Origin of the sequence: Spirulina subsalsa FACHB-351 (assembly GCF_026130165.1) — a bacterium.
Taxonomy (GTDB): domain Bacteria; phylum Cyanobacteriota; class Cyanobacteriia; order Cyanobacteriales; family Spirulinaceae; genus Spirulina_A; species Spirulina_A subsalsa_A.
In genome coordinates this window covers 50,743-71,302 of record NZ_JAIHOM010000005.1, presented here as the reverse complement: position 1 = coordinate 71,302, position 20,560 = coordinate 50,743, and the positions used below count along the sequence as shown (strand labels likewise).

The 20,560-nt window shown below is 46.8% G+C and carries 17 protein-coding genes; 13 read left to right on the top strand and 4 right to left on the bottom strand.

What is annotated here, in order from left to right:
- Both K4A83_RS01775 and rimK read left to right on the top strand, forming a co-directional pair.
- Positions 1-459, top strand: coding sequence for an ATP-dependent zinc protease family protein (locus tag K4A83_RS01775; protein ID WP_265262661.1), 459 nt, complete (start codon positions 1-3; stop codon positions 457-459).
- Positions 460-495: 36 nt separating this feature from the next.
- Complete coding sequence (gene rimK / locus K4A83_RS01770) at positions 496-1,401, top strand: 30S ribosomal protein S6--L-glutamate ligase (protein ID WP_265262660.1); 906 nt, start codon at positions 496-498, stop codon at positions 1,399-1,401.
- Between the two features lie 138 nt (positions 1,402-1,539).
- On the opposite strand, the gene K4A83_RS01765 is transcribed toward rimK, so the two are convergent.
- Positions 1,540-1,914: a hypothetical protein gene (locus K4A83_RS01765; RefSeq protein ID WP_265262659.1), complete on the bottom strand. Its 375-nt coding sequence runs from the start codon at positions 1,912-1,914 to the stop codon at positions 1,540-1,542.
- A 358-nt stretch (positions 1,915-2,272) separates the two neighbouring features.
- Between K4A83_RS01765 and K4A83_RS01760 the strand changes: the two genes are divergently transcribed.
- The 3 genes from K4A83_RS01760 to K4A83_RS01750 all read left to right on the top strand — a co-directional run bounded on the left by K4A83_RS01760 (position 2,273) and on the right by K4A83_RS01750 (position 5,485).
- Positions 2,273-3,757: a site-2 protease family protein gene (locus tag K4A83_RS01760; RefSeq protein ID WP_407809780.1), complete on the top strand. Its 1,485-nt coding sequence runs from the start codon at positions 2,273-2,275 to the stop codon at positions 3,755-3,757.
- A 645-nt stretch (positions 3,758-4,402) separates the two neighbouring features.
- Positions 4,403-4,969, top strand: a complete 567-nt coding sequence (gene yidD / locus K4A83_RS01755; protein ID WP_265262657.1) for a membrane protein insertion efficiency factor YidD — start codon at positions 4,403-4,405, stop codon at positions 4,967-4,969.
- 36 nt (positions 4,970-5,005) lie between these two features.
- Positions 5,006-5,485, top strand: coding sequence for a hypothetical protein (locus K4A83_RS01750; protein WP_265262656.1), 480 nt, complete (start codon positions 5,006-5,008; stop codon positions 5,483-5,485).
- Between the two features lie 230 nt (positions 5,486-5,715).
- Here the strand turns inward: K4A83_RS01750 and K4A83_RS01745 are convergent, their stop codons facing one another.
- A complete protein-coding gene (locus K4A83_RS01745) occupies positions 5,716-6,444 on the bottom strand; it encodes a choice-of-anchor W domain-containing protein (protein ID WP_265262655.1) in 729 nt (242 codons plus the stop codon).
- Positions 6,445-6,893: 449 nt separating this feature from the next.
- Between K4A83_RS01745 and K4A83_RS01740 the strand changes: the two genes are divergently transcribed.
- The 5 genes from K4A83_RS01740 (at position 6,894) to K4A83_RS01720 (ending at position 12,231) form a co-directional block, all read left to right on the top strand.
- Positions 6,894-7,220, top strand: coding sequence for a DUF760 domain-containing protein (locus tag K4A83_RS01740; protein ID WP_265262654.1), 327 nt, complete (start codon positions 6,894-6,896; stop codon positions 7,218-7,220).
- A 71-nt stretch (positions 7,221-7,291) separates the two neighbouring features.
- A complete protein-coding gene (locus tag K4A83_RS01735; protein ID WP_265262653.1) occupies positions 7,292-7,750 on the top strand; it encodes a hypothetical protein in 459 nt (152 codons plus the stop codon).
- An 84-nt stretch (positions 7,751-7,834) separates the two neighbouring features.
- Positions 7,835-9,022, top strand: a complete 1,188-nt coding sequence (locus K4A83_RS01730; protein WP_265262652.1) for a glutathione S-transferase family protein — start codon at positions 7,835-7,837, stop codon at positions 9,020-9,022.
- A gap of 313 nt (positions 9,023-9,335) precedes the next feature.
- Positions 9,336-11,276: a sensor histidine kinase gene (locus K4A83_RS01725; protein ID WP_265262651.1), complete on the top strand. Its 1,941-nt coding sequence runs from the start codon at positions 9,336-9,338 to the stop codon at positions 11,274-11,276.
- A gap of 31 nt (positions 11,277-11,307) precedes the next feature.
- Entirely contained in the window at positions 11,308-12,231 is a 924-nt protein-coding gene (locus tag K4A83_RS01720; protein ID WP_265262650.1) for a DNA adenine methylase, read from the top strand.
- Here the strand turns inward: K4A83_RS01720 and K4A83_RS01715 are convergent.
- A complete protein-coding gene (locus tag K4A83_RS01715) occupies positions 12,228-15,806 on the bottom strand; it encodes a response regulator (RefSeq protein WP_265262649.1) in 3,579 nt (1,192 codons plus the stop codon). The two genes, K4A83_RS01720 and K4A83_RS01715, sit on opposite strands and share 4 nt — an antisense overlap.
- A 353-nt stretch (positions 15,807-16,159) precedes the next feature.
- Here K4A83_RS01715 and K4A83_RS01710 point away from each other — a divergent pair, with 353 nt between their 5' ends.
- Both K4A83_RS01710 and K4A83_RS01705 read left to right on the top strand, forming a co-directional pair.
- Complete coding sequence (locus K4A83_RS01710) at positions 16,160-16,819, top strand: GNAT family N-acetyltransferase (RefSeq protein WP_265262648.1); 660 nt, start codon at positions 16,160-16,162, stop codon at positions 16,817-16,819.
- A 222-nt stretch (positions 16,820-17,041) separates the two neighbouring features.
- A complete protein-coding gene (locus K4A83_RS01705; protein ID WP_265262647.1) occupies positions 17,042-17,518 on the top strand; it encodes a hypothetical protein in 477 nt (158 codons plus the stop codon).
- Here the strand turns inward: K4A83_RS01705 and K4A83_RS01700 are convergent.
- Entirely contained in the window at positions 17,481-18,644 is a 1,164-nt protein-coding gene (locus K4A83_RS01700) for a histidinol-phosphate transaminase (protein WP_265262646.1), read from the bottom strand. The genes K4A83_RS01705 and K4A83_RS01700 overlap by 38 nt on opposite strands.
- A 375-nt stretch (positions 18,645-19,019) precedes the next feature.
- On the opposite strand from K4A83_RS01700, the gene K4A83_RS01695 reads away from it, so the two are divergent.
- A complete protein-coding gene (locus tag K4A83_RS01695; RefSeq protein WP_265262645.1) occupies positions 19,020-20,465 on the top strand; it encodes a phosphoglucomutase/phosphomannomutase family protein in 1,446 nt (481 codons plus the stop codon).
- The last annotated feature ends 95 nt before the right edge of the window (positions 20,466-20,560 follow it).

Sequence of the window (20,560 nt, the reverse complement as noted above, 5' to 3'; positions counted from 1 at the left end):
ATGTCTTCTAAATCTACCTCCTTACCGATTCTTGGCTGGCGAGAATACATTACCTTGCCGGATTTAGGGATGAGCAACATTAAAGCCAAAATCGACACGGGAGCAAGATCATCTGCACTACACGCCTTTGATTTAGAATATTTTGAGCAGGATCAACAAACCCTGATCCGCTTTAAAGTTCATCCGGTACAGCGAGACACTCACCACACCGTAACGGCAACAGCCCCCATTTTAGAGCGGCGAGAAGTGCGGAATTCTGGGGGTCATGTCCAACTGCGTCCGGTCATTCAAACTCTCATTCAACTGGGGGGACAGCAATGGCCGATTGAACTTACCCTGACCAGTCGTGATGAAATGGGATTCCGAATGTTGTTAGGGCGGGAAGCGGTGCGTCACCGTTTTCTGGTGGATGCAGGACGCTCTTATCTCCAAAATCCTAAACCGAAACGCTCACGCTGATCTTAGACCCCATTTGACCAACCCTTACGATTTTTTATGAAGATTGCCATATTATCCCAAGACCCTTCTCTATACTCTACTAAACGCCTCAAACTCGCTGGAGAAGAACAGGGACATGAGATGCGGGTGGTGAATTATCTGCGTTGTTATATGAATATTACGTCACACAAGCCGACGGTATTTTATAACGGGAAGCCGTTGGAAAATTTTGATGCGATTATTCCCCGGATTGGTGCGTCGCGGACGTTTTACGGAACGGCGGTGGTGCGACAATTTGAGGTGATGGGGGTGTTTAGTGCTAATGAGTCTCAAGCTATTTCGCGATCGCGGGATAAACTGCGCTGCCTTCAAATCTTAGCCCGAGAAGGCATCGGGCTACCTGTAACGGGTTTTGCTCACGCGACGGAAGATATTGACGGACTGATTGAAACCGTCGGGGGTGCGCCTTTGGTGATTAAACTCCTCGAAGGGACCCAAGGGATTGGGGTAGTATTAGCCGAAACCTATCAAGCGGCGAAATCGGTGATTGAGGCTTTTCGGGGTCTGGAGGTGAATATTTTGGTGCAGGAGTTTATTAAAGAGGCTAAAGGGGCGGATATTCGCTGTTTGGTGGTGGGAGGTAAAGTGATTGCGGCCATGAAACGCCAAGGGGCTCCGGGAGAATTTCGCTCTAATTTACACCGAGGGGGTCACGCCCAAGCGGTGAAACTCACGCCAGAAGAACGAAGTACGGCTATTCGTTCGGCGAAGGCGATGGGTCTGAGGGTGGCTGGGGTGGACTTGTTGCGGTCGAATCATGGGCCGGTGGTGATGGAGGTGAATTCGTCCCCCGGTCTAGAAGGGATTGAAAAGGCGACGGGGATTGATGTGGCGGGGAAAATTATTAATTTTATTGCTAAGAATGCTACGCCGACCAAAAATCGCGATCGCATTCAATATTAGCTTTTCCCTTGAGAGAACCAAAAACCCGGTTTCTTGGTGTGGGTTTTTTCTCACACCAAGAAACCGGGTTGTTCACCCATCATCTACTTTTTCCGGCAAAGGGGCAATGCTTGCACCCCTACAACCGAACCGTGAAACCTAACGTTTCATATCTTTTGCCATCTGACGGAACATATCCATCTTGTTGTCAGAAGCGCGACGGGTGGGGGTGACAGAAGAGTTAGGCTCAGAAGCAGCCGGGGTGCTATTATCGGCACTGGTCACGACTTTAGGAGTCCCAGAAGAAAGATCCACCTCTTCGCTGGAAGAAACTTCTTTGACCACCGCAAACCCTTTTTGACCCCGAACTCCCGGGAAGGTGCGCTTAATTGTGTTGCGACGACGCATAAATTCAGTGTTGCCAAGGGTTTTGGCACTGTCTGCGTCTAAAAAGAATGCACCGGATTGTTCAGCACTTCCTGCTTCGGAGTCTTGGTTCTTCTTGCCCCCAAACAGTCCAAAAAGTCCAGCCATGCTTGCTTTTACCTCGTATTTAATTAAGTTTGTATCGTTATATTAAGTAATGTTATCAAACATTTACACAAAAAAGGGATCTGGGGGAAATTTTTTCTGTTCGTACCCTTAAGAGGGTGTGAGGATACGACCGGGATTTTCTACAATGGAAGAAGGTAAACCTTGGCCAAAGACTCCCGAAGGGTCAAACCCTATGAGTGAGGATGGCAATATACCCTGCGGAAGCAGGAGAGCAAAAGTTAAGGGAGTGTGGCGTGGCAGGTTACTCAACGCTTTCCCCTGTGGGATAGTTCCCCCAGGATTGTTTCAAGGTGCGAGGCTGCATTGTCCCTCTTTATTCTGAAGTCAACCCATGACCATTGTAGAATTTGTACTCCTTATTTGTCTCGGTCTGTTGAGCTACTTGATCGTCAAGCGGACAGTATCTCATCTGACCACAACACCGATCTGGCTTTTGTGGTTGGTGTTGATGCTCCCCCCGTTGTTGCTTAGTGTGTGGCTACTACTGTTTGGGGAAGATCAGCCGTTGCCCTTAGCTTTATTGATTTTACCGTTTATTCTCTGTCCGCTCTTGTATTGGTGGTTGATTCAAAAGGGACGACGGCCTTTAAGTGCTACGGAGGAGGGGGAGGATGGCTTAACGCTGAAAACTAAGGGGATGGCGGCCACGTCTGATAATAAGTTAATGGCCAAACCCCTCACACCGGAGGAGGAAAAGCGCCTACGCAATTGTTTCCCGTGGGGGGTGTATTATTTACAAAATGTGGACTATCGGCCTCAAGCCATTCTCTGTCGGGGACGGTTAAAATCTAACCCCGAGGTGGCGTATCATACGGTGCGGGAGAATGTTGAGCAGAAGTTTGGCGATCGCTTTTTATTGATTTTCCAAGAGGGAACCCCCAACAAGCCGTTTTTTGCCCTAGTTCCCAATCCCTGGTCTAAACAAAAAACCGCCGCCCAAACGGAACCCTTAAAGCGTCCGGTTTTAGCCCTCGCCCTACTATTCATTACCCTCTTTACGACCACTGTAATCGGGGTAGAATTTGCCGGATTCACGGTAGATCAGTTACAAACTGACCCCAGTTTATTGGTGCAGGGTTTACCCTATAGCTTGCCTTTAGTGGCCATTTTAGGCGTTCATGAACTAAGCCACTATGGGGCGGCTATTCATTATAAAATTCGCGCTACGTTGCCCTATTTCATCCCGATGCCCTTCTTTTTGGGGACGTTTGGGGCTTTTATTCAGATGCGTTCTCCGGTTCCCCATCGCAAAGCGCTGTTTGATGTGGCGATCGCGGGTCCAGTGGGAGGGTTTCTCTTATCCTTGCCTATCCTGATTTGGGGCCTAATGCTCTCTGAAACTACCCCCTTGTTACAAGAATCCAGTTTACTCAATTTCCAAGCTCTTGACCCCCGATTTTCCCTCTTTTTATCAGTTTTAGGCAAATGGACCCTCGGCAGTGATTTAACCACTAACATGGCCATTGCCCTCCATCCTCTCGCTATTGCGGGTTATTTAGGGATTATTGTCACAGCCTTAAACCTCATGCCCGTGGGACAATTAGACGGGGGGCATATTGTTCATTCGATGTTTGGTCAACGGAGTGCGATCGCCATTGGTCAAGTCGCTCGTCTGTTGATGTTGATCTTTGCCCTACGACGCCCCGAGTTTATGGTTTGGGCAGTGATTCTCCTCTTCCTCCCCACAGCCGATGAACCAGCCCTCAATGATGTCACCGAGTTAGATAATCGTCGGGACTTGCTAGGACTTCTCGCACTTGGGTTATTAGTGATTATTCTCCTCCCAGTCCCCGGTATTCTAGCTCAATGGTTAAATCTCTAAGATATGTTACCCGTAGGTTGGGTGAAGCGATAGCGCAACCCAACAACTCACCGTAGGTTAGGTGAAGTGGTAGCGCAACCCAACAACTCACCGTAGGTTGGGTGAAGTGGTAGCGCAACCCAACAACTCACCGTAGGTTGGGTGAAGCGGTAGCGCAACCCAACAACTCACCGTAGGTTGGGTGAAGCGGTAGCGCAACCCAACAACTCACCGTAGGTTGGGTGAAGCGATAGGGCAACCCAACAACTCACCGTAGGTTGGGTGAAGCGATAGGGCAACCCAACAACTCACCGTAGGTTGGATGAAGCGATAGGGCAACCCAACAACTCACCGTAGGTTGGATGAAGCGGTAGCGCAACCCAACAACTCACCGTAGGTTGGGTGAAGCGGTAGCGCAACCCAACAACTCACCGTAGGTTGGGTGAAGCGATAGCGCAACCCAACAACTTCCCATGACAAAAAACAGAGCTACTAGCACAGCCCTCCCAGATATTTTGTAAAAAACTATTACAGCCTTCCACAGATTGCACCAAACGACAAGAAACACCTAGAGAAGAGATTAAATATAGGCCAAAATAACACCAATTCTAAAGTGATAGAAATTTCTGAGTAGGTCTAAAACACACTCAATATTAGTAGTCAACAATGAAAACTTTATCTTATTCCCGAAGATGGCGTATTGCTATCTTCCGAGGGTTGCTTGTCACGTCTAAAAATTTAGTCTATTCTGGTGTCAATTCCCTTGGTGTCATGATAGATAACCTAGCTCAATATCGTCATCCTTTGGCTAAGGCAACCTCTCAGACTTTAGAACAGATGACGAGAAAAACTGGAGTCATTTTAATTGGGGGTTATCAAAAATATTTGTCTCCCCATAAGGGGTTTTCCTGCGCTCATCGGGTTTTATATGGTAGTGAATCTTGTTCACAATATGTCAAAAAGATGCTAATTGAACAAGATTTACAATCGGCAATTTCCCTATCTCGTGAGCGCTTTGGGAGATGTAAAACAGCGAAAATCATTCTGCGTTCAGAAACTTTAGAAGAAAAGCGCCGCCGCGAGAAGAAGAATTCATCAGGGGATTGTGGCTGCTCTCCAGAAGGATGTATTAATAACTTGCTTGATGAATGTTTGCCTGATTGTAACGATCTCAATTGTGGAGAAGCTGATTGTGGAGATATGAATTGTGAGCCAGATTGTGATTGTGGTTAATACTTTCAAATACAGGGAAAAATAAGGTAGTTAATCATGAAATTCTTACAAAGTTTATTTGTCTTTGCTTTAGGCTTAGGTATCGCAATTTTACTGAAGATGGTGCTGAGAGAATTTGAACTTGCCCAAGATATAATCGCATGGATTAATACTGTAATATTTGTGGTGATTGGTTTTGCTTGTGGCTATCAATGCCGATGTTTTGGTGAAACCAATACTGTTATTATGGTATTGGCAATGTCGGTTTTTTTATACTTATTTAGCTCAATCTTAGGCTATTATCAATTGGTTGATGCACTCTCACTACAACACAACAATCCAGAACAAGTTGCGGACGCTTTTCTAAAATCTAAAGTCGGATCTTCTGGGGTTTGGGGTTTTTATGTTTATGGAGTTATTGGACAAGCTACCCATTGGTTGGGAAAATTGATATTATGGGCGATTCAATTATGGTTTTTCGGATTATCCTTATTTTGGGCATTTCTGGGATGGGCACTCGCGAAAGATATGTCTTAAAAATTTATACAAAATAGAAAAAATCATGTTACTTGTAGGTTGGGTGTAGTGGTAGCGCAACCCAACAATTCACCGCCCCACTTGAGCCAACATTTCAGTATTTCATCTCAACTATCCATCAATAACCTAATAAAACAATCCCTCTAATTATGCCATTAGAGGGGAATCAAATACTACTTACTTTTTGCTAATACAAGCTCAAACAGGGAGGAGAACAATCAAGGATTAAATTATTGTTTACGTTTCGCGAGTAAACCCAAAAGACCTAATGAGAATAAAGAAATCGCCGCAGGTTCAGGAACTGTAACATCCCCTTCCCCTTCTACTAATTTAATTTGATAAGCTAGTTGAGAACGGGTGGGTTTTTTGCCATCTAACCAAGTCATAGTAGATTGACCCGTTAAGGTGAAACCACCAACAATATTGCCAATATGTAAATATTCAGAATCCCAATAACTACAACCCACCCCTCCGCTACAAGCGGCGCTGGAGTTAGCCGCAATGGCCCCAGACATCACACTATCGGTTAAAAAGAGATTATCAACCACCATGCTACTGCCATCAACGCGGGCGGTGGTACGAATCAACAAATCGGAGAAGTTAGAAACCCCAATATTAGTTTTAGAAATTTCAATCCCAGCAACGGTGTAGGTTAAGGTTTGAGCAATGTCATCAAAGATGAGAGAAAAATCTACGGCTTGGCCACTGACCCAGTTATCATAGTTAGCTTGAACACGATTCTGGCTGCTGTTGGTTGCGTCGTGAATGTTGATTTCATGTTCTCCGGTGCCGACTAAACCAATGCGCGTTTCTGCGGCCCAAGGGATTTCGATGCCTAATGCTTCAAATTCTGCTTCGCTGTAATGGCCTTTGAAGGTAAAAGCTTCTGCGCTGGTGCTGCCGAATAATACACCGAGGGTGGTGAGGGAAAGTGCGATCGCCGTTTGTTTAAGTTTCATAAGAACCCCTGTTGGATGGCTAGACAATCAATCAATGGATAGAAAACTTGATCTGAAGTGAACAGTATTTTCACCGAACCTGCTTCCACCCTAAGAAAAATGTTCCGGCATCGTCAATGACAGGGCATAAAGTTCACAGAAACTATAGGAATCGGGTTAGATTTATCAAGGGTTGATGAAGAGATTGCCATAAGCGATCGCACGGATTGCTGTGACAGACTGGTATATTAGCCCCTGAATTTTAGAACTCAAATTGGTCGGCCGGTGAAGCAGGAAGCTCAAGCCATGGTGGGAGTTCAACTCTCTTTGTTGGCTTGAGAAGCCCCCGTTATACCCGTAGGGTTAGGGGGGGAGAACTTCAACGAGCGGGGAAAATTTTCCGGCTTGCCCGTTATCGATTGGGAAGTGTTGCGCTAGAATGGACACAAATCCCTATTTAGACGGATCTAATGGTATTTGACCCTAATTTATTCAACACCGAATCCGAGCAAGTCCAACGAAATACTCTGCTTCAGTACCTTAAGCAGCAGCACCCGGAAGTGTTAGAACAAGTGGCTCAATCTGCAACCCCTGAAATTAAGCAGATTATCACCCATAATGTGCAAGGTCTGATCGGGATGCTACCGTCGGAAGATTTTAACGTGCAGATTGTCACAGATCGGGACAACATGGCGAATCTGTTGGCCTCTGCCATGATGACGGGGTACTTTTTGCGACGGATGGAACAACGGATGGAGTTAGATTCCACCTTGGATGATACCAGTTCCTTAAGGTAGGTTTCTAAGGGTTGCGAGGAAGGGCAAGCCTTATGTCACAATGGAAACATTGATCTTTGCTAGTTTTCGCCATGAAATTTAAAGCTTGTGCGATCGCCCTTCTTTCCTTAATCCTTTGGGTGAGCAGTTGGGTCTTTTCCCCTCCCAGTTACGCTCTAACCTCCATCAAACTCAAAGATATAGGCTATCAAGATTGTCCCCCAGAACTTGCTCAAGGGGCTGTGATGAGCATGAATACTGATGCCGCCAACTGTTATTTAATCACAGGGACAGCCATCAATGAAACGGGGAAATACATCGTCGATGCGGATGTATTCGGGCGGATTTATGATGCTAACGGCAACCCAGCCATGCAAAACCGCACCCGTTTAGGCACAATTCCCGAAGTCCCCCCCGGTGAAAGTACCTTTGAAATCCCAATCTTTATGTCAGCGACTCAACCCACCCCCCTCCAACTCAAACAGTTTAAGGCCTCTGGTTTCACAGCGCGAGTACGTCCCTTTTATTATGATGATTTTGAAAATAATTAGGGTCTGCTGAAAAAACCGTTCCCTACGAACCTGACTCCCGATTTGGCGCTCAAGCGCAACTACGAACCCCATTCCCCATTCCCTATGACTCTAGCTTGGACAGAACTTGCCGCCCTAACCCAGTGGCAAATTGACCGCGTAAATGGCCCCACTAACCCTCAATCTCGTTTGCGTCTCTTTGGTCAACCAGAATCTGAGGTACGGGTGACATTGTATCGAGATCATCACGCTTGGTGTCCCTACTGTCAAAAGGTTTGGCTGTGGTTGGAAGAAAAGCAAATCCCCTACCGGGTGGAAAAAGTAACCATGTTTTGCTATGGGGAAAAAGAGGCTTGGTATAAGCGAAAAGTCCCCTCGGGAATGCTGCCCGCGTTGGAATTAGACGGGCGCTTAATTACCGAAAGTGATGATATTTTATTAGCCCTAGAGGAGACTTTTGGCCCCTTGGGGTGGGGACTCAATGATCAACAAGTGATCCCCTTGCGACGCTTGGAACGCTCCCTATTTCGCGCTTGGTGTAGTTGGTTGTGTTCTGCCCGTCAAGATGAAACTAGACGGAATCAATTTCTTAAAGTAGCGGCACAGGTGGAAGAGGCCTTAAGGGAACATCCGGGGCCCTATTTTCTGCCTGAGTTTAGTGTAGTAGATGTGGTTTTTACGCCCTTTCTCGAACGGATGAACGCCAGTTTCTACTATTACAAGGGGTATTCCCTCCGGGAGGAAAATGAGCGTTTAGGGGCTTGGTTTGATGGCATGGAAACCCGTTCCACTTATCGGGGAACTCAGAGTGATTTTCATACCCATGTCCATGATTTACCCCCCCAAATGGGTGCTTGTTGGGACAATGACAATCCTCAACGCTTAGTTTATCAAGCCAAGGTGGATCAAGGGCCTTGGTTGGGGCTTCCCGATGCGCGGTATCCTGAACCGGAAACCTCCAAAGCGGAGGCGCTGCACCGGGTGATTAAACATCATGAGAATATTATCCGGGTGAATCCGGCGGATGATGCTTTGTTTGATGAGGCCTTGCGTTGCGCGCTAACGTTTATGATGACGGGGGAGTTATGCCCTCCTCCTGCGGGTTCTGATGGGGCGTTACGGTATCTGCGCGATCGCATTAGTGTTCCTCGGGATATGTCCATTTATGCCGCCAAACGCCTACGAGAAGCCCTAGAAACAACGGCCGCCCTAGTGGGAGATCATCAAGGAGTTCCCCTCCCCGTAAAGCATCGTCGAGATCAAGATCCAGTTAATTTTGCACGGATTAGTTAATTCTGCTTTTATCGTGTTTTTACTCATGATTTCTGCGATTTACTATGAGTTAAGAAGCCATTGGAAATGTAACGTTTATTAAAATGTAGTTAAACGAACAAATATCTAAAAATTGACTCGCTACCATCAGGGTGGCTAGGTGTGGCTAAGTGTCTTCTTGTGCTACTCAGTTTCGTCCCGCTTAGTTTGGTGACTGGCTTAGTTTTATTCGTTATTCCAACGGCATTTATTATGACGGAATGCTGACATTAACCCGCAAACTGAGATATTAAAACGACCTATGAATCACGCTTCTATCTCTTCATCTCCTGCCATGTTTAAAACAATGAAACAGGGCGCTCGAATTATTGCGATCGCAGTCACCCTCATTGGGTTCGTAGTAATGGTTGGCTGGTTTTTCGATATTCCCCTGCTCAAAAGCATTTTACCCGGTTGGGTAACAATGAAAGCCAACACCGCCATCGGATTTATTTTAAGTGGATTAGCCCTCTGGATCTTATATGAACGAAAAAGGCGACATTCTTGGCGCATGGTTGCCCAAATTTCTGCCGCGCTGGTGTTATTAATTGGCTTACTGACTTTACTTCAATACACCTTTAACCTTGACTTTGGCATTGACCAATTATTAGTTAAAGAATCAGTGGATGCTGTTGCTACAGCTACACCGGGGCGCATGGCTCCTAATACCGCTTTAAATTTCTTCCTATTAGGCATTGGGATTTTATTATTAAGCAATCGCCGCCCCATTCATGGGGTAATTCATAGTATCACCGTAGTGGTCTTTCTCATCGCCTTTTTGGGGTTTTTAGGCTATGTTTACGGCAATGCCTACTTTTATCAGTATGGTTCCGCTTTCACGGCAATGGCATTACATACAGCAATTGCCTTTATTCTCCTCTGTTTAAGTGTGCTATTTGCCACACCCCGTAAAGGGATGATGTCCGTTTTAACTCAAGACAATGCCGGGGGATTAATGGCACAACGCCTATTTCCCACCGTGATTATTTTGCCTCCGGCGATTTGTTGGGTGATTTTACTAGGCTACCAACAAGAGATTTATACCGCAGAACTAGCCATCTGTTTATTAGGGATTCTCAATGTGGTGATTTTCGGGGTGTTAATTTGGTGGAATGCCCGCTCATTGGGTAAGATTGATCAACGTCGCCATCAAGCGGAATTTGCCCTCAAAGAAGCCAATGAGGAGCTAGAAAACCGGGTTAAAGAACGGACAGAACAGTTAGTACAGACGAATGATCAGCTAACGGTGGAAATTCGCGATCGCAAAAAAGTTGAAATTGCCCTCAAAGAAAACAACCAGAAACTGAAAACCCTGATCAAAGAACTGAAAAGCACCCAGTTACAACTGGTTCAAAGTGAGAAAATGTCTAGCTTAGGGCAATTAGTCGCTGGAGTTGCCCACGAGATTAACAATCCCGTTAATTTTATCTACGGGAATTTAGTCCACCTCGAAGAATACAGTCAGAACCTGATTGATTTAGTCGAAATGTATCAGCAACAATATCCCGAGACTACCCCAGAAATTGAAGATAAAATTGAGGATATTGATTTAGAGTTTTTGTTGAAAGATATTCCTAAAATTCTATCTTCCATGCAAATTGGGGCGAATCGAATTCGGGAAATTATCCAATCTTTACGCAATTTTTCACGCATGGATGAGGCCGAAGTCAAAGAAGCGAATCTGCATCAAGGTATAGATAGCACCTTATTGATTTTACACAATCGACTCAAAGCAAAACCCGAAAGCCCCGCCATTCAAGTAATTAAAGAATATGGGGATCTGCCCTTAGTTGAATGTTATCCCGGTTCACTCAATCAAGTGTTCATGAATATTCTCGCCAATGCCATTGATGCGTTAGACGAGTTTTATAACCAAGCTTCTCGCAACACCCAAAAGGAAATGTCGCGCATGATTGCGATTAAAACCAGTTGCGATGAAGATTGGGTGACAGTTTCCATCTCAGATAATGGGATTGGGATTAAACCCGAAATTCGCAGCAGTTTGTATGATCCTTTCTTCACCACTAAACCCATTGGGAAAGGGACAGGTTTAGGGTTAGCCATTAGTTATCAAATTGTGGTCGAAAAACATCAAGGGGACTTGTCTTGTCTGTCTGAACCCGGACAAGGAACACAGTTTATTATTAAACTGCCCAAACGACGGGGGAAAGCCATCCAATCCGTGGACTCAACCCAAGAATTACAGGGGGATTATGCCTTACCTGAACGTCATTAATGTTCCCACAAAATGAATCACCTAAAAATTTATGCTTTCATTTAATGTAGCTTCATTACAAAAACCTAAACCATTTCTCAAATGGGTAGGTGGCAAAACTCAATTAATTAATGAAATTGATCAAATGATTAGCTACCAAATTTCTCAACATAAAGACCTGACTTATATTGAGCCTTTTGTTGGGGGTGGTGCAGTTTTATTTCATGTCTTATCAAAATTCTCTCAAATCAATAATATTGTCATTAACGATATAAACTCAAACTTGATTAGTGCCTATAAATTAATCAAAGAAGATCATCAAAAGTTAATTTCATTATTGACAGAGATTGAGCAAAAATATTATAGTTTTGACTCAATGGAGGGTCAACAAGAATTTTATTTAGCCAAAAGAGACGAATTTAATAAGGAGGATAAAGATACTAAATTTTGTCTAGTTAATCAAACGGCTTTAATGATGTTTTTGAATAAAACTTGTTTTAATGGATTATATCGAGTTAATAAAAAGGGTAAATTTAATGTACCTTTTGGCAAATATAAAAAACCTACAATTTGCAATAAAAGCAATCTCATTTCAGTTCATCACCATTTAAAAAAAGTTAGAATTTTGCAAGGAGATTTTCACCAAACCTTAAAATATGCTCAAGAGCCAACTCTATTTTATTTAGATCCACCCTATAAACCCATCACATCCACCTCTGCCTTTACGTCTTATTCTTCGGAAAGTTTTACTGATGAAGATCAAATGAGACTTAAACAGTTTTGCGATAAAATTCATATTAATGGTCATTACTTTGTTTTGAGTAACTCAGATGTTAAAAATTTTAATCATGAAAATACTTTTTTTGATGACCTCTATCAAGACTATAAGATTAAACGAGTGAGAGCAAGGCGCAGTATTAATTCTAAAGGGGATGGCAGGGGTGAATTATTTGAATTGCTAATTAGTAATTTTTAATAACATCCTTCTTTTTTGACTAAAAAGGTAAGAACCTTGCCATCAATCCCCTTCAACTGTAACGGACCAAACTCCTCCACCTCCGAGGGGACAAGATACTCCGTCACCGCCGCTGAGACTAAAATACTATTGGGGTGGGTCGCTTCCTGAAGACGAGCCGCAATATTGACACTTGGACCAATGGCCGTGTAGTCCGAGCGCAACTTTCCCCCAAACATCCCCACCACCGCCGGCCCGTGGTGGATACCACACCGAAACTGAACCGGGGGCGGTTGATTTTGGCCCACAATGCCCTGTTGCTCCCAGTAAGCATTGAGGTCATCTAAACGTTGATACATTCCCCGGGCTGTATTCACGGCCCGACGCACCTGTTCCGCCGGGGTGAGGTCTTCCGGCGCGCCAAACAGGGCAATAATGGCATCCCCCATAAATTTATCCACCGTGCCACCATGCTCAAATACCACCTGAGTCATGGCTTCTAGATACTCATTTAACACTTGAGCAATGCCCCGCGCTTGGAGACGGTTGGAGAGTTGGGTAAAACCGACGATATCACTAAATAAAATCGTCACTAAACGGGGGTCTGGGTGCAAATCTAGCTCCATTTCCCCTTTCGCTGCCCGTTTAACCATTTCGGGGGGTAAGAAGCGTTTTAAGACCGATTCTGTCAGGTAATCATTAATTTGTTTCACCCGGGCTTCATTTTCTTTCAGGGAGAGTAAATTGCGCACACTGGCCAACAGTTCGCGGTCATTGAAGGGTTTGGAGAGGTAAGAATCGGCCCCTTGTTCAGTGCCTTCTAAGCGGCTGGTTTCATCAGCTTTGGCCGTTAGGAGAATAATCGGGGTGCCGCGTAGTTCTTCTTCATTCCGTACCATCCGGATGAGATCCAAACCAGACACTTTAGGCATCATGAGGTCACTGATAACTAATTCTGGGCGCTGTTGTTGCAGGAGTTGAAAGCCTTCGGCCCCGTTGCGGGCGGTGGTGACTTGATATCCGGCGGAGGTGAGAATATGGGAAACATAGGTGCGCAAATCGGGGTTGTCATCGACGACTAAAATGCGGTGCTGGTTGGGGTCAAGGCTGGGTGGGGGGGTGTTGTAGTTGGGGAGGTCTAGGGGGCTGATGGCTTCAATAGCTCGCGCTTCGTCGGCTTCTAAGAGTTCGGCCTCTAAATCGGCTAATTCTACGGCAGACCGGGCGGCTTGAATTTCTGTGGGAACTTCTAACACTTGTTCGGGGGGCAAATGGGCGGAGCCCATCTGTAACCAGACCTTAAAGGTGGTGCCGCATCCTTGATTGTCGCTTTCTTCCCCCTGTTTGACTGAATTAACCATCACTTGGCCGCCGTGGAGCTCGACAATTTCTTTGACTAAGGCTAATCCTAAGCCTGTCCCTTCATAGGAACGGTTGACGGAGCCTTCGGCTTGGCGGAAACGGTCGAAAAGGTAGGGGATTTGAGAGTTAGCAATGCCAATCCCAGTATCACTCACTTGTAAGTTGACATGATCCCCGGCTGGTTTGAGGGAAACGGTAATTTTGCCCCCGGGTTCTGTGAATTTCATGGCATTGGAGAGTAGGTTATAGAGTACCTTGTCGAATTTCTCACTATCCAAGTAAATGGCACGACAGGATTCTAGTTTAAGGTTTAACTGAATGCCTTTTTTTTCGCAGTAGGGGCGAAAGGTTTCTACAATTTGCTCAACAAATTCTTTTAAATCACAGGGGCGGAATTTGGGCTGCATCCGTCCGGCGTCTAATCGTTGGAGGTCGAGGAGTTGGTTGACTAAGCGTAAGAGACGGCGAGAGTTACGGAGGGCGATTTGGGCTTGATCGTAGGGTAAACCCTGCTGTTTGTTGATGGCTGATTCCAATGGGCCAATCATCAGGGTGAGGGGGGTGCGGAATTCGTGGGAGATGTTTTGGAAAAATTCGGTTTTTTGTCGATCGAGTTCGAGCAGGCGTTCGGCTTGTTGGCGGGTTTTTTGGTAGAGGCGGGATTGTTGCACGGCGATCGCCGCTTGAGAAGCCACAGCCTGAGATAATTCAATATCATCCCCCGACCAATGACGGGGGCGTTCGGTTTGGCGGAGGGAAATACTGCCAATAATGCGCCCATCCACCAACAGGGGAACAATCAGCAAAGCCCGAGCCGGGGCGCGAATGGGCAAATCTACCCCCTTCATGGAGTCTGGGGTAGCGACTACCATATCCTCCACCACAACGGGTTGTTTAGTCCGTAGAAGTTCTAGTAAAACGGGGTTTCCGACAATGGGGACGAGGGACTGGGGAAGGGAAACAGTCCCCGGACGATGGGGGGTGAGGGCGGGATCTACACTGGCATCGACTCGTTCTGAGTGGCGGTCATAGAGTCCCACACATTGTACAAACTCATCCTCTTCGGTCCACAAGGACAAGGCACAACCATCCACCCCCAAAGATGTCCCTAATTGTTCCGTAATGGCCATAAAAATCTCTTGGGGATCCAAAGTGGAACGGATGGCGGAGGTAATGGTATTGACGAGGGTTTCCCGTTTGGCCAAGGCCTGCACCTTCTCATAGGCTCTGGCTTGGGAAATGGCTAAGGCGGCTTGATCAGCTACCATGCGGGCCAGTTGGATCTCATCTTCCTCCCAGCCTTGATTTTTCCCACAACGGTGGAGTGCTAACACGGCCATTAAATCCCGTTGACAGATGAGCGGCACCATTAAGGTTGAGGTGATTTTGGCTCGGCCAAAGGCATCTAGACGATCTTGATATGGGGCGCTTGTTCCTTGAAGGTGGGGGTGAGATTGGATGTCGTTAATCACTTCCACCTGTTGGGTTTCCCAAACGGTCAGTTTTAACCAAGGGGGGGGGTCTGTAATGGTTAAGGACTGTGCATCTTCCTCACCCGAGGGGGCAATTTCTGTCCGGTGGAAGGCTTCACTCCCGCAAGGCCTCCCCAAGACTTTTTGATAAATAAAACACTCATCGACTAACTCATGATCAGCAAAGGAGCGCAATAAACAAATATCGACATTCAGGACATCCCCCACGGTATTGACTACAGTTTGTAACACCTCCCGTAGGGGAGAATCCCCCAAACGGTCAAACTGAGCATTGCGAATGGTATTGGTGACACTATTGAGCAAGGTTTCCCGCTTGAGGGAACGGGATAATTCTTCGGTGCGGATTTTGAGGACGTTGTGGGTGTCTAAGGCCTGTTTGACAATTTCCTTGAGGGTTGTGGCTTCCCAAGGTTTGGTGACATACTTAAATACCTTCCCACTGTTGATGGCTTCTACTAAGTCCTCAACATCGGTATACCCTGTTAGGAGGATCCGGATAATATCCGGATATTGCATGGCCGTTAGACTGAGGAATTCTGTCCCCGTCATGATGGGCATCCGTTGATCGGAAATAATGACCGAAATATTGGACTCTTGTTCCAATATTTCTAAGGCTGTTGGTCCACTGGTTGCCCGTAAAACCTTATACTCTCGATGGAAAGTCCGATAGAGCAAATCGAGATTATCCGGCTCATCATCCACCACCAGAATTTTAGGCTTCTTCTTTGCTTGGGACTTCATCCACCGCTCTCCTACCGTTGCTGACGGGACGCGCTAGGCACGTCCATAGCCATCGGGACAGTATAAGTCATTTACTCCTCTGGCTGGGCGCATTGATATCGCCTTGATCATAGTCGCTTTTGCACCCCCCAACATCAGTTACGACCTTTCTTCTTCTCTAGTCGTTGGCTGACAACGGACTTGTTTACAATCTTATCGGAAATTCTCGGTCTGAACTACTCCATCGGGCTAGAGGTCATAGCCAGTTTGCTCTGATTCTGCTAGAGTACGGCTAAGAGAAACAGGGAATAGGGTTTAGGGGTTCGGGTTTAGTCTATCCCCCATTTTCTATTCCCGCTTAAAGTGGGGTGGCCGTGGACTACTCTTTTTTGGGGTTTAAAAATCAACCCATTGTGCGGGAACGGTATCCAGAAAAATCACTCACTCAAGATTCAGATCCTCCTTGGGAGTTGACGGTTCGTTCGGCTCAATTCCGGGACTTGAAATCTTTGGCGGATATTTTGACCACTAGCTTTCATTCTTCTGAGGGCTGGTTGACGGGGTGGTTGTATCCGTTTTTGAGTTTTGGCATTTATGAAGACCTGCGCAGTCGCTTCCGTGGGGCTTCGCCTCACTATCATTGTTTTACGGCGATTCTCGTTCCGGGATGCTCGGCGATCGCATCAAATCCTACCCCCACTGGACTACAGGAGGAAATCACCGGAACGGTGGAAATTGCCCTGCGGTCTTTGCCCAGTGGGGGTAACAGTCCCCAATATCCCTACATTTCCAATTTGGCGGTCAGTCCGAATTTTCGACGGCGGGGGATTGGCCGCCAATTGCTCTTAAGTTGTGAACCGATTGCTCTAGAATGGGGGTTTAAGGAGATTTATCTCCATGTGTTAGAGAATAATGACCAGGCGAAACAACTCTATTGGTCTTTAGGTTATCGCATCAAACGAATAGAATCAGGGTGTTTCTTTGGGTTGTTTCAGCAGCCTAGACGGTTGTTGCTCCAGAAGTCTCTTCGTTGAGGGTGTGGGGCTTCTCTCGACCGACATTTAAGCTAAAATGTTGACACAACCTTTTAGGGAGTAAGATTTAGGGGCTAGGGTTTCGCCCAATCCCCCATCCCCGATCGACTTGACCTTCTCTTAATCTTAATTTTTGGTCTTCAGGACTGGTTCCCTTGGAGTTAAGAGACTTCTCAACCCATTGGATTAAATGGATTAAACAACGATATTCTGAATCAAGACGTGCCGAATCTGGATAAAGACGTGCCGAATTTGAATAAAGACGCGAATGATCAGGCTCAGTTACTGGCTCAACTCCAGAACAAGGAGCTTTTGATTGTCAATAGCCGTCGAAAAAATGGGCTAATTATTTATAAACGCTATCATGCTGAATTTGCTGGACCTGGCTCTGTGGTTGGCAGTGTGTTTGATTTAGATGCCATAGGGGTTTTGCCTGTGGGCAATTGGTCTTTAGTCCCCCCTAAAAATGCTGAGGAACGCCACCGGGCTTATTTAATCCGTCGCCAGTGGATTAAGTTAGTGCGTCAAATCACGGTGAATCCTGCCCCCCTCCAACGGGCGCAAATTATATTGAACCAGTTTGAGAACTGGTTTGATGAGGAGACGGTTTCCTGTGTTCCTGATGAGGCATTTGCCCGTTTGGTGGGGGTTCTTCCCCAAACTATGATAAGAGGTCGTCGGGCTGATGCTCGTTTGTAAGGAGGCCGTTAGTTAGGAGCATGATCATTCTCTGGCAGGTGCGTTGATTTTCTGGGGGACTGCCAACGGTAATGCGCAATCCGCCCCCGGTGTGCCGGATCAGGGTGCCTTGGGTTTTTAGGGTGGTGACGAGGTGGGCTAGGGCTTCCTCGCTTTCGGGGATGTCTTTTAAACGAGCATAGATGAAGTTAGCATCTGTGGGCCACAGTTTGAGGCGGGGGATTTGCTCTAAGTTGTGCCACAGTTGGGTTCGTTCTTGTAAGAGTTGGGGGATAACTTCGAGTAGGCTGTCTTGGTGGGCGAGGGCGAGTTGAGCGGCGGCTTGGGAAAATGTGGGGAGGTTGTAGGGGAGGCGGATTTTTTCGAGGGTGGTGATGAGTTGGGGATGGGCGATCGCATACCCTACCCGTAAGGCGGCTAAACGGAAGGCTTTAGAAAAGGTGCGCAGGACGACCCAATTGGGATGTTCTGCCAGTTCCCCGACCACTGAAGTGCGACTAAATTCAAAATAGGCCTCGTCAATCACCACTAACACCTGTTGGGGAATCTCCCGTAACCAGGCTAATTCTGCCTCGGTGAGGGCGTTGGCGGTGGGGGAGTTGGGATGGACGACAAACACTACCCGAATGGGGGGCTTTTGGGTTTGTTCTAGGGCCTGTTGGGCGGCGTTGAGGTCGATTTCAAAGGTATCTGGGGAGCGTCCGACGGAAACCACACCAATCCCTAGGGTTTTCGCCAAAATGCCGTACATGGAAAAGGTGGGATGGGCGACTAAAATCTGGCCTTCTTGACCTAAACAGGTGGCAATGAGTAGGGATCTAATCAGTTCATCTGAACCATTGCCCACGGAAATTTGATGGGGGTCAATGGGGGAGGTGGGGAGATGGGCGGAATGATTCACATATTGTGCGATCGCCTCTTTCAATGCGCTATGACTGCCATCGGGGTAGCGATTGGAGGCCATTTCCATCTGATAGAGACGCGCTAGTTTTCCCTTAATCCAAGGGGGGAGATCGTAGGGATTCTCATTGGTGTCTAACTGATCCACCGGAACAGTAATCTCCCCTCCGGGGTGGGGAGTATAGGCTTTTAACTGAGCCAAATCGGAGCGAATAAAATTAAACATAATTCACGGTCGGGCAATGGATCTAGTTTATCACTGGGGGGGAGTGGGGAGCAGAGGAGCAGGGGAGCGGGGAATTGACAATTGACAATTATCAATTCTCAATTCTCAATTCTCAATTATCAATTATCAATTCTCAGGGGAGCAGGGGAGCGGGGGAGGTCAGGAGTCGGGTGTAATGTCATTGACTAACTTGAGCCAGAAACCGGGTTGCGTTCATTGTCTAGTTTTCTCGATACACCCTAGCAAAAACCCGGTTTCTAATATCAATTATCAATTATCTATTCCCTATTCCCTGTTCCCTAGTCGAAATTACTGTGAACTGGTTGGGGAACAGCGCTAAGATTCAGACTAAGGGTTTCTGTCAAAAAAATATTCATGCCTGTTACCATAAATCCGATCAAATTTGGCACTGATGGCTGGCGCGGTTTGATTGCCGCCGACTTTACCTTTGAGCGCCTCGTGCAAGTCGCCCCCCTCGCTGCCCAAGTCCTCGCCCGTAATTATGCCCAGGTTTCCCAGAATAATTTGATTGTTGTGGGTTATGATCGCCGCTTCATGGCTGAGAATTTCGCCCAAGCTGCCGCCGAAGCTGTCCAGAATGCTGGGTTTGATGTCCTTTTAGCGGATACCTTTTCCCCCACTCCCGCCCTATCTTGGGAAGCTCATGCTCGCTCTGCTTTGGGGGCGCTGGTGATCACCGCCAGTCACAATCCGGCGGGGTATTTGGGCCTAAAAGTGAAAGGGGCTTTCGGGGGATCTGTCACGGGAGAGATTACCCAACAAATTGAAGCGCTGTTAGAACAAGAAAACTCATTTAACCGCCCCCCGGGTACCCTGACGATGTTTGATCCTTGGGCGAGTTATTGTCAAGAATTGCAGACTAAAGTCAATATTCCCGAGATTCAAGACGCTATTCGTGGGGGGAAAATCGAGGTTTTCGCCGATGTGATGCACGGGGCCGCCGCAACGGGGTTTAAACGGCTGTTAGGGCTAGAGATTCATGAGTTAAACGGAGAACGGGATCCCCTGTTTGGGGGGGGCGCACCGGAGCCACTCCCTAAGTATTTAGCCGATTTGTTCCGCACTATTCGGGAAGGGGCTAAAACGGGGGGGGATGCCTTGCGGGTGGGGTTTGTGTTTGATGGAGATAGCGATCGCATTGCCGCCGTCGATGGACAAGGAAACTTCCTCAGTTCCCAAATTCTCATCCCGATTTTGATTGAACATCTGGCAGAACGCAAACAGTTCACCGGAGAGATTATTAAAACCGTGAGCGGTTCTGATCTCATCCCCCGTGTAGCCGACTTCTATCATATCCCCCTCTATGAAACCCCCATTGGTTATAAATACATTGCCGAACGAATGTTAAGCCAAACGGTCCTGATTGGGGGCGAAGAATCCGGGGGGATTGGCTATGGGACTCATATCCCGGAACGGGATGCGCTCCTTTCGGCTTTATACGTCCTAGAAGCCATTGTGCAGTCGGGGAAAGACCTTAGCACCCTTTACGGGGAACTCCAAGCTAAAACGGGCTTTAACTTCAGCTACGATCGGGTTGATGTTCATTTAGCCAGTATGGAAATCCGAGGGAAGTTACTGGAGAAACTGGAAAAGGAAACCCCTCAAACCATCCTAGGAAAGGCTGTCACGGATTGTTTAGCCATTGATGGTTATAAGTTCCGGTTGGAGGATGGCAGTTGGTTACTGATTCGTTTTAGTGGTACTGAACCCGTTTTACGCCTCTATTGTGAGGCTCCCACACTCCTTGAGGTGAAGAAAACCCTAGACTGGGCTAAGGATTGGGCGGATTCTGTGGGCTAATTTCACCAATTAGAGGGCTGGCTGCATAACTCGGGGAGAGGGAGCAGGGGAGCAGGGGAGCAGGGGAGAAATTCCCTATTGCCTATTCCCTATTC